This is a genomic window from Duganella sp. 3397 (assembly GCF_031456625.1).
Lineage (GTDB): Bacteria > Pseudomonadota > Gammaproteobacteria > Burkholderiales > Burkholderiaceae_D > Rugamonas > Rugamonas phyllosphaerae.
On record NZ_JAVDVB010000014.1, the window covers coordinates 1 to 8547 of the forward strand.

Here is an 8547-nt window from a genome sequence, read left to right on the forward strand (position 1 = left end):
CCCGAACAGGACCGTGAAACGACTTTGCGCCGATGATAGTGCTGCAACCAGTGTGAAAGTAGGTTATCGTCAGGCTAGTTATATAGAAAAACCCCCTTCCGGTGATCCGGTAGGGGGTTTTTCGCATTCAGAGCGCATCCCACTGCAGATCGAATTTAGCCAGGTATTTCTTGAGGCGATCGGCATCGTTCGGCTTGACCTTGGCGTCGCGCGATACTGCGAATAACTTGCGGCCCGCATCCGACAACGATTTCGATTGGTGGCACACCGCAATCACGGCTTCGAGCTGCATGCTGTCGAACAAATCCAACCCTTCCACGACGGCCGGCTGCGCGCTGTGCCGCCATAGCCTCTTCAGGCGCGCGATTTCGTCATCCACTTGCACGTCGGAGATGCGGCCTGCATCGGATAACGTGGCCAGCCGCGTGACCGAGGCCGCCAGGTCACGGAAATTGCCGCTCCAGGCGGCGTCTCCCGACATGGCAAAGCGCATATACCGCGTGCGCGCTTCCTTGTTGAAGCTGACTTTCTCGCCGCTTTCCATGGCAGCCAGCGATAACTGGAAATCGACATTGGGTTCGATATCTTCGGGCCGCTCCGCCAGCCGTGGCAGCGAATACGTCCACAGGTTGATACGTGCGTACAAATCTTCGCGGAAGCGGCCGGCCAGTACCTCGGCGCCCAGGTCGCGGTTGGTGCCGGCGATGAGCTGGAAGTCGCTGGCCACTTCTTCATCACTGCCGACCGGCAAAAAACGCTTTTCCTCGAGCGCCTTGAGCAGCATGGCTTGCTCGTTCAGGCCCAGCTCGCCAATCTCATCGAGGAACAGCAAGCCTTTGTGGGCGCTGCGCAGCAGCCCCGGTCGGTTGCTCGCCGCACCGGTAAACGCGCCTTTTATATGGCCGAACAAGGTGGATGCCGCGCCGTCGCCCTGCACGGTGGCGCAGTTAAGTTCGACAAATTTGCCATCGAGTTGATGGCGATTCCTTTTCAGTTCGAAGACGCGCCGCGCCAGGAAAGATTTGCCGGCGCCGGTCGGCCCCATCAACAGCATCGGCGCGCGCGATTTGACTGCCACCTTTTCGATTTCCTCGATCATGGCGTTGAAGCTGGCATTGCGGGTGGGGATGCCGGACTTTAAAAACGCCACGCCTTCCGCCTGTTCGCTTGAAAAGCGCTGGGCGATCTGGTCGTAGCGCGAAAGATCGAGGTCGATGAGCTGGTAGCTGCCCGGATCGCCGACGCCGCTGCGCCGGGGTGGCGACGTCTGCAGCAGGCGCCCGGGAAGGTAGCGCGCTTCCGTCAGCAGGAACAGGCAGATCTGCACAACGTGCGTACCGGTCGTAATGTGGATCCAGTAATCCTCGTGCTCGGTGTCGAACGGATAGCGCTTGGAAAAATCGAATAACGCGCCATACACGTCTTCGAAATCCCACGCATCACGCATCGGGATGTCGTGCGTGACCACCGTGGTTTCAGGTGAAATGGTACGCATGTCGCGCGCCACATGGTGCGCCAGGTCCTGGAATTTGGCGTTATATAGCAGCTCGAAACGATCGACCAGCAGGTCCTCGTGCTGCATCAGCGACAGGCTGGGACGCCATTTTTCCCAGCGATCGCTGCGTCTCGCACCGTCGAGCTGGCTTCCCACGAAGCCGATCACCACCTTGCGCTTGATTTTCATGGATAAAAACTTATAAAAAAAGATAACTCATTATGCCTGAATGATGTTGGGGAAGTTCTGTAAAAACTGGGGAAAGAATAAATTATCGATTCAATTCAATGACTTATAAAGTAATTTAGCGCGTCTCCGTACGCTGGCATGGCGTTTGCAATAACAGGTGCATACCAGAGAAAGGGGAACGATATGAATTGGCTGATCAGTGCAGGTGCACTTGGCAAACACAAACCAAAACCAGCGCCCGAACGCGGCGCGCCTTCGACGCTGCGAGTTAGCGCACACCGCAACGGTCAATGGCATTTGTTCCCTGCTGCCCGGAATTGACGCACCGCCCCCAGGCGCAGAAGATGTGGCAGGACGTGCTGGCGGCCCTGGTCGACCAATAACAGCTGAAAGAAATAAAATGGAAAAACAGAACTACGACATCATCGCCACCGACAACGGCAGCCCGATCAAGATGTGGACCCAGGGCGTACCAGTCGAAGAGGCGGCCAAGCAGCAGCTGGCCAATACGGCCCGCATGCCCTTTATTTACAAGCACATCGCCGTCATGCCCGATGTTCACCTCGGCAAAGGCTCGACCATCGGCAGCGTGATTCCCACTTTGGGCGCCATCATTCCGGCGGCGGTCGGTGTCGATATCGGCTGCGGCATGATGGCGGCCAAGACCACGCTTTCCGCCAACGATCTGCCCGACAACCTGGGACCGCTGCGCAGCGCCATCGAGCGCGCCATCCCGCACGGCATGACGCCGAAAACCCGTGGTTATCGTGGCCGCGACGAAGGCAGCTGGAATACGCCGCCAGCGCCGGTCGATGCCGCATGGGCGCAATTGAAGGACGAGTTCGATGTGATTTGTCAGAAGACGCCCAGGCTGAGCAAAACCAACAACTACCGGCACCTCGGCACCCTCGGCGGCGGCAACCACTTCATCGAAGTGTGCCTCGATGAAACCGGCGCCGTGTGGTTCATGCTGCATTCGGGCTCGCGCGGCGTGGGCAATGCCATCGGCAGCCACTTCATCGAGCTGGCCAAGAAGGATATGCGCACCCACTTCATCAACCTGCCCGACGACGACCTGGCCTACCTGGAAGAAGGCACCCGCCACTACCAGGACTACCTGGAGGCAGTGGGCTGGGCCCAGCGCTTTGCCCGCTCCAACCGCGAAGTGATGATGCACAACCTGATTGCGGCCGTGCGTACCATCATCGCCAAGCCATTCGAGACGCACGTGGAGGCCGTCAACTGCCACCACAACTACGTGCAGCGCGAACGTCACTTCGGCAAAGACGTGCTGATCACCCGCAAGGGCGCCGTGTCGGCGCGGCCGGGCGAGCTGGGCATCATTCCCGGCTCGATGGGCGCCAAGAGTTTTATTGTGCGCGGCAAGGGTAACGAGGAGAGTTTTCACAGCTGCAGCCACGGCGCCGGCCGTACCATGAGCCGCAACGAGGCCAAGCGGCGCTTCAATGCCGACGACCAGGCGCTGGCCACGGCCGGGGTGGAATGCCGCAAGGACGCCAGCGTGGTGGACGAGATCCCGATGGCCTACAAGGATATCGACGCGGTCATGCACGCCCAGCGCGACCTGGTGGAAGTGGTGCACACCCTCAAGCAGGTCGTGTGCGTGAAAGGATAGCGATGAACGTCATAGAACTTGACGGCGCGGCGGGCGAGGGCGGCGGCCAGATATTGCGCACGGCGCTGAGCCTGTCGATGATCACCGGCCAGCCGTTTCGCATCACCAATATCCGCGCGGGGCGCGCGCGCCCGGGCTTGCTGCGCCAGCACCTGGTGGCGGTGCAGGCGGCGGCGCGCATTTGCGGCGCCGACGTGGGCGACGTGGCGGTCGGCGCGCAAACGCTGGTGTTCGTCCCGGGCGCCATAAGTGCCGGCGAGTATGCGTTTGCGATCGGCAGCGCCGGCAGTTCCACGCTGGTGTTGCAGACCGTGCTTCCGGCCTTGCTGCTGGCCGGCCAGCCGTCACGGATAACGGTGACGGGTGGCACGCACAATTCGATGGCGCCGCCGTCGCACTTCCTCGAGCGCGCCTATGGCCGCATGCTGGCGGCCATGGGCGCCGAGGTGGCCTTCGAGCTGCGCCGCTTCGGCTTTTACCCGGCCGGTGGCGGCGAACTGGTGGCGACAGTGCAGCCATGCGCCGGGTTGCGGCCGCTGGACTTGATCGAGCGGGGAGCGCGCCTGCACGGCTATGCCGAGAGTTTTGTGGCCGGCGTGCCCGAGTCGGTGGCCAGGCGCGAACTGGAATGCATCGGCAAAGGCATGGGTTGGGGAGAAGCGCAACTGCGGTGCCATCGGCTGCCGGCAGAAATGGGCCCAGGCAACGTGCTGCTGCTCACGCTCGAACACGAGCAGGTGACGGAAGTGTTTGCCGGATTCGGCGAAAAAATGGTCCGCGCCGAAACCGTGGCAAGGCAGACGCTGGAGCGCGCCCGCCGTTACATCGCTTCGGGCGCGGCAGTGAGCGAGTGCCTGGCGGACCAGTTGATGCTACCCATGGCGCTGGCTGGCGCCGGCAGCTTTACCACGGACGTGCTGTCGTCGCACGCGCGGACCAACGCGCAAGTGATCGCCCGCTTTCTGCCGGTGCGCTTCGAGCTCGAAACGATCGGCGACCGGCACCTGGTGCGGTTGGCACCTTGCAATCAGAGCGCCTGACAAAACCTCCATAGCGAGGCGCAGCGACGAAGACAGTACGAATGTACGGCGAGGTGCTGCAACGAAGCTATGGAGGTTTTGTTTGCGCTCTTAAAACTGGAAACGGCCGCCGAACGAGTACATTTTGACCTCGGTCTTGGTCAGGTAACTGCCTTCCACGTTGATCGACCATTGGCGGTTGAATTGGTAGCTCACGCCGACGCCCACCAGGCCGTCGGTCTCTTCCTTATCGCTCATGCCCGAGCGATTGCCTTTCAAGCTGGTGCGACCGATGCCTGCGCGGCCGAACAGGCTGAAGCGTTCGCTGACTGGCATTGTGCCTTGCGCGGCGATGCCGACAGTCTGGTCCGGGTAGAGACCGCGCTCACTGAAGACACCGGAATTTGAAATGAAGCTCAGGCTGCGGGCATAGACGTCGAAACCGAAATTGCGCGTGTACTGGTAGCCGACCTTGCCGCCGAAGGAAAGATCATCGCCGTCTGCCGCATATTTCGACGACGACGATGCCCCGCCTGTATCGACGGCCAAATAGACGCCCGGCTCGAAGGGGGCGGCCGTGGTGATGGCGGGGGCGGCGGCCAGCGCTGCCAGGGCAAGAATGAAACGTCGCATGCGATTCCTTTTAAGATGGTCATGGATGCGGAATTGAATTATTTGCAATGCCGACAGGCAAGCATACTAAATCCATCTTACTTTTAAAGCAACTGAGCCGGCTCCATTGCCGGTGGCGCCAGATAGCGGCGCAACACATCGGCTTCCTCGCCAGGGCTGCGGCCAAAAAAGCGTTTGAACTCGCGGCTGAATTGGGACGGGCTTTCATAGCCGACCTGGGCGCACGCCGCTTGCGCGGTCATGTCGTTGCGCGCCATTAGCAGCCGGGCCTGGTGCAGGCGCGCCGATTTCACATACTGGATCGGCGAGCAGTGCGTGACCGATTTGAAATGCACGTGGAAGGCAGGCACGCTCATATTGGCTTCGGCGGCCAGCATACCCACATCGATGCTGGCCGCGTAGTCGGCGTGGATGCGGCGCAGCGCCTTGGCGATTCTGCCAAACTGGCCCTGGCTGGTGAGCGCCGCGCGCATCGCTGCCCCTTGCTCCCCCATCAGCACCCGGAAACAGATCTCGCGCACGATGGCCGGGCCCAGCACGCGCGCCTCGAGCGGCGAGTTCAGTGTTTCGAGCAGGCGCAACACGGTGTCGCGCAGGCGATCATCCATGCGCGTGGTCATCATGCCCTTGGGGGCGGCCGGCACGTCGGTGTCGGTCTGGTCGATGGCGAACATCAGGTCGGCCAGGGTGGTGCGGTCAACTTGTATCGTCAGGCCCAGGAACGGTTCCTCCGGCGTGGCCTCGGTGGCGCTGGAAAAAGGCATCGGTATGGCGACCACCAGGTACTGGTCGGCGTCAAACTGCAGCACGTCGGTGCCGAAAAAGGCACGCTTGCGGCCTTGCAGGGCGATGGCAATGCAGGGCTCGGACATGACCGGCGTCTTGGCCACGCTCTGGGTGGCGCGCGTCAGGCGCACGGCGGCGACATCGGTGTCGGTGTAGCCGTCGTGCCGGGCCAGTTGGCGATGCAGTTCGATCAGGCGGTCCACGTGATTTCCTTTCGTGCTCTCATGAATAGGAATGATCCATCAAAACGCACTGGGCCGCCATGGCCGGTGGATCGAAGTATAGGATTAGGCAAGAATCGCATAGTCATGTGCATTTGCAGCATGGGCGGGCGGCCGTAAGATGCATGCTCGTGTCATTGCCAGGGAAAGGACAGCATCATGAACCCACCGTTACAGCGTAAAGTCATCCTGATCGCCGGCGCCAGCCGGGGCAGCGGACCGGCCACCGCGCGCCAGCTGGCGCAGCAGGGCCACCACGTGGTGCTGGGTGCGCGTCGTTCGAACCGCTTGCAGGGCCTGGTCAACGAGATCCGCAAGGCTGGCGGCTCGGCCGAGTGGTATGCGCTCGATGTCAGTCAGCCGACTGAAATGGAGGCGTTCCTGGCGTTCGCCGAAGATGTCCACAAGCGCGTCGATGTCGTCATCCATAACGCCTGAAATTACTCGTCTTTCAACAGTAGTTGTATCAGGCTCTCCGCGGTGGCCCGGAGTTGTTCGGTGCCGTGGTAGATGCGCTCCATCACCACGTTACCCCGGGTGAAAGTAACCAGCAGACGGGCGGCGTCGGGCGGCGGAAGACGTAGCCGCGCCACCGCATCGGGCGCCGACAATCGTTCTTCCAGCACTTGCCCCAATCCTTCCAGCATGCCGCGCAAAGCGCTACGCACCGGCTCGTCCATGGCGGTTTCGTCGGTCGCGATCTTGGTGGTCAGGCAGCCGCGCGAGCGCGGCGCCGCAGTGTCGTCGAGTGCCGGCGCCAGTTCCGACATCGACTTGATCACGTAGTCGAAGTAGGCGCGCAGCGCTCCTACCGGATCGCGGAGCTGCATGTGCCCGCGCACTGTTTCGAGGTAGCGGCGCTGGTAGCGCGCAAATGCCAGCAGGAAGATCGCCTGCTTGTCGCCATAGGCGTTGTAGAGCGAGCCGCGCAGCACGCCGGTGGCCTGCGCCAGCTCCTGCATCGAGGTCGCGCCGTAGCCACGGCGCCAGAACACATGCATCGCACGTTCCAGCGCTTCTTCTTCATTGAATTGTTTTATGCCAGCCATGGGCCGATTATCGGCATTCTTGACAGCACTGTCAAGTTTGACTATGCTGTCAAACATCATGAGGAGTTGTGAATGGACATCGTTGAAGATCGGGCCGCCACCGGGCGCGCCATATTTGCGGGCCTCTGCGCCAGCCTGGTGGGCATCGGACTGGCGCGCTTTGCTTACACGCCGTTGATCCCGCCGATGATCGAGGCGCACTGGTTCGTCGCCAGCGACGTGGTCTACCTGGGCGCGGCCAACCTGGTCGGCTACCTGGTGGGCGCCTTGCTGGGGCGGCCGCTGGCGCGCCGTTACGGCGCCCGGCCCACCCTGCGGGCGATGATGTTGCTGACCTCGTTGGCCTTCTTTGCCTGCGCGTTCCCGTTGTCGGTGGGCTGGTTCTTCGTCTGGCGCCTGTTGTCGGGCGTATCCGGCGGCGTGATCATGGTGCTGGCTGCATCGAGCGTGTTGCCGCATGTGCCAACTGCGCGCAAGGGCATGGCCAGCGGCGCGATTTTCCTCGGCATCGGCGTTGGTATTGCCATGTCGGGCACGCTGGTGCCGCTGTTGCTAGACGTGGGCATGCGCGCCACGTGGCTTGGGCTCGGCATGCTGTCGCTGCTGCTCACGTTGGCAAGCTGGGCCTGCTGGCCGCACGTCGCGCACACCCATCCGCCGGTGGGGTATGCGGCAATGACCATAGAGTTGGCGGCGCGCTCCGAACTCCTGCTGCTGTACGTGCAATACGCGTTGATGGCCGTGGGCCTGGTACCGTTGATGATGTTTCTGGTCGATTACGTGGCGCGCGGACTGGGCTGGGGCTCGCACGAGGCCGCGCTGTTCTGGATCGTGTATGGCGTGGGTGCGATGATCGGTCCGATGGCCTACGGCTGGATGTCCGATCGCCTGGGGGCGGCGGCCACCAGTCACCTGATGACCTGGCTTCAAATTGGCGCTGTGGGCGTGATGATGTTTTCGTCGCACCACCCGGTGCTGATGCTGGCGACACTGGTTGTCGGTTCCTACCCGCCGGGCGTGCCGCCGATTACCCTGGCGCGGGTGCACCGCATCTTGCCTGGTGACGCTCATGGACAAAATATCGTTTGGAGCAAGGCCACCACGGTGTTCGCATTGACCCAGGCATTGGCCGGTTACGGCTACTCGTACCTGTTCGCACAAAGCGGTGGCGACCACCGGATATTGATGGGCGTGGGGGCGGCCGCATTGGGCATCATTATTTTGTCCGACGCCGCCAGAAAAGTCCTTGCCAAGCCTGCGAGGGCTGCCCTATAATTCGCCCCCTCGCAGAACAACGCATGCAAATGCAGAGTGAAACGAGAAAAAAAGAAGGTTGACGAAACAAGCTAAACGCTTCATACTCTTTCTTCTTCGCGGCAGACAAAACGATCGCTGCGAAGCGTAGCACAGGAAACACCGAATACAGTTCTTTAAAAATTAACAGTCGATAAGTGTGGACGTTTGATGAAAGTGCACACAGCGCTAGTCGCTGTGATACTTAAAATATCAAATGTTCACA

At 61.4% G+C, this 8547-nt stretch carries 8 protein-coding genes; 4 read left to right on the forward strand and 4 right to left on the reverse strand.

Going from position 1 to position 8547, the window contains the following annotated elements:
* Positions 1-127: 127 nt before the first annotated feature.
* Positions 128-1684, reverse strand: a complete 1557-nt coding sequence (gene rtcR, locus J2X54_RS25555) for an RNA repair transcriptional activator RtcR (RefSeq protein ID WP_310184668.1) — start codon at positions 1682-1684, stop codon at positions 128-130.
* A gap of 400 nt (positions 1685-2084) precedes the next feature.
* On the opposite strand from rtcR, the gene J2X54_RS25560 reads away from it, so the two are divergent.
* Together J2X54_RS25560 and rtcA are read left to right on the forward strand one after the other, a co-directional pair.
* Entirely contained in the window at positions 2085-3320 is a 1236-nt protein-coding gene (locus tag J2X54_RS25560; RefSeq protein WP_310184670.1) for an RtcB family protein, read from the forward strand.
* A gap of 2 nt (positions 3321-3322) precedes the next feature.
* On the forward strand, positions 3323-4360 hold the full coding sequence (gene rtcA / locus J2X54_RS25565; RefSeq protein WP_310184672.1) for an RNA 3'-terminal phosphate cyclase: 1038 nt from the start codon (positions 3323-3325) through the stop codon (positions 4358-4360).
* Positions 4361-4450: 90 nt separating this feature from the next.
* Here rtcA and J2X54_RS25570 read toward each other — a convergent pair whose 3' ends face one another.
* Positions 4451-4972 carry an outer membrane beta-barrel protein gene (locus J2X54_RS25570; RefSeq protein WP_310184674.1) on the reverse strand — a complete coding sequence of 174 codons (522 nt, stop codon included), beginning with the start codon at positions 4970-4972 and terminating at the stop codon, positions 4451-4453.
* A gap of 83 nt (positions 4973-5055) precedes the next feature.
* Positions 5056-5952 (reverse strand): AraC family transcriptional regulator, encoded by an 897-nt coding sequence (locus J2X54_RS25575; protein ID WP_070246012.1) that lies wholly within the window; start codon positions 5950-5952, stop codon positions 5056-5058.
* 186 nt (positions 5953-6138) lie between these two features.
* On the opposite strand from J2X54_RS25575, the gene J2X54_RS25580 reads away from it, so the two are divergent.
* Entirely contained in the window at positions 6139-6417 is a 279-nt protein-coding gene (locus J2X54_RS25580) for an SDR family oxidoreductase (RefSeq protein WP_070246009.1), read from the forward strand.
* Positions 6418-6419: 2 nt separating this feature from the next.
* Here J2X54_RS25580 and J2X54_RS25585 read toward each other — a convergent pair whose 3' ends face one another.
* Complete coding sequence (locus tag J2X54_RS25585; protein WP_070246010.1) at positions 6420-7028, reverse strand: TetR/AcrR family transcriptional regulator; 609 nt, start codon at positions 7026-7028, stop codon at positions 6420-6422.
* Positions 7029-7100: 72 nt separating this feature from the next.
* Here J2X54_RS25585 and J2X54_RS25590 point away from each other — a divergent pair, with 72 nt between their 5' ends.
* On the forward strand, positions 7101-8303 hold the full coding sequence (locus J2X54_RS25590; protein WP_310184676.1) for a YbfB/YjiJ family MFS transporter: 1203 nt from the start codon (positions 7101-7103) through the stop codon (positions 8301-8303).
* Positions 8304-8547: the final 244 nt, after the last annotated feature.

What these genes read in the sequence shown, in the direction of transcription:
- rtcR (WP_310184668.1), bottom strand. Translation starts at nt 1,684, where the DNA reads ATGAAAATCAAGCGCAAGGTGGTGATCGGCTTCGTGGGAAGCCAGCTC.
- J2X54_RS25560 (WP_310184670.1), top strand. Translation starts at nt 2,085, where the DNA reads ATGGAAAAACAGAACTACGACATCATCGCCACCGACAACGGCAGCCCG.
- rtcA (WP_310184672.1), top strand. Translation starts at nt 3,323, where the DNA reads ATGAACGTCATAGAACTTGACGGCGCGGCGGGCGAGGGCGGCGGCCAG.
- J2X54_RS25570 (WP_310184674.1), bottom strand. Translation starts at nt 4,972, where the DNA reads ATGCGACGTTTCATTCTTGCCCTGGCAGCGCTGGCCGCCGCCCCCGCC.
- J2X54_RS25580 (WP_070246009.1), top strand. Translation starts at nt 6,139, where the DNA reads ATGAACCCACCGTTACAGCGTAAAGTCATCCTGATCGCCGGCGCCAGC.
- J2X54_RS25585 (WP_070246010.1), bottom strand. Translation starts at nt 7,028, where the DNA reads ATGGCTGGCATAAAACAATTCAATGAAGAAGAAGCGCTGGAACGTGCG.
- J2X54_RS25590 (WP_310184676.1), top strand. Translation starts at nt 7,101, where the DNA reads ATGGACATCGTTGAAGATCGGGCCGCCACCGGGCGCGCCATATTTGCG.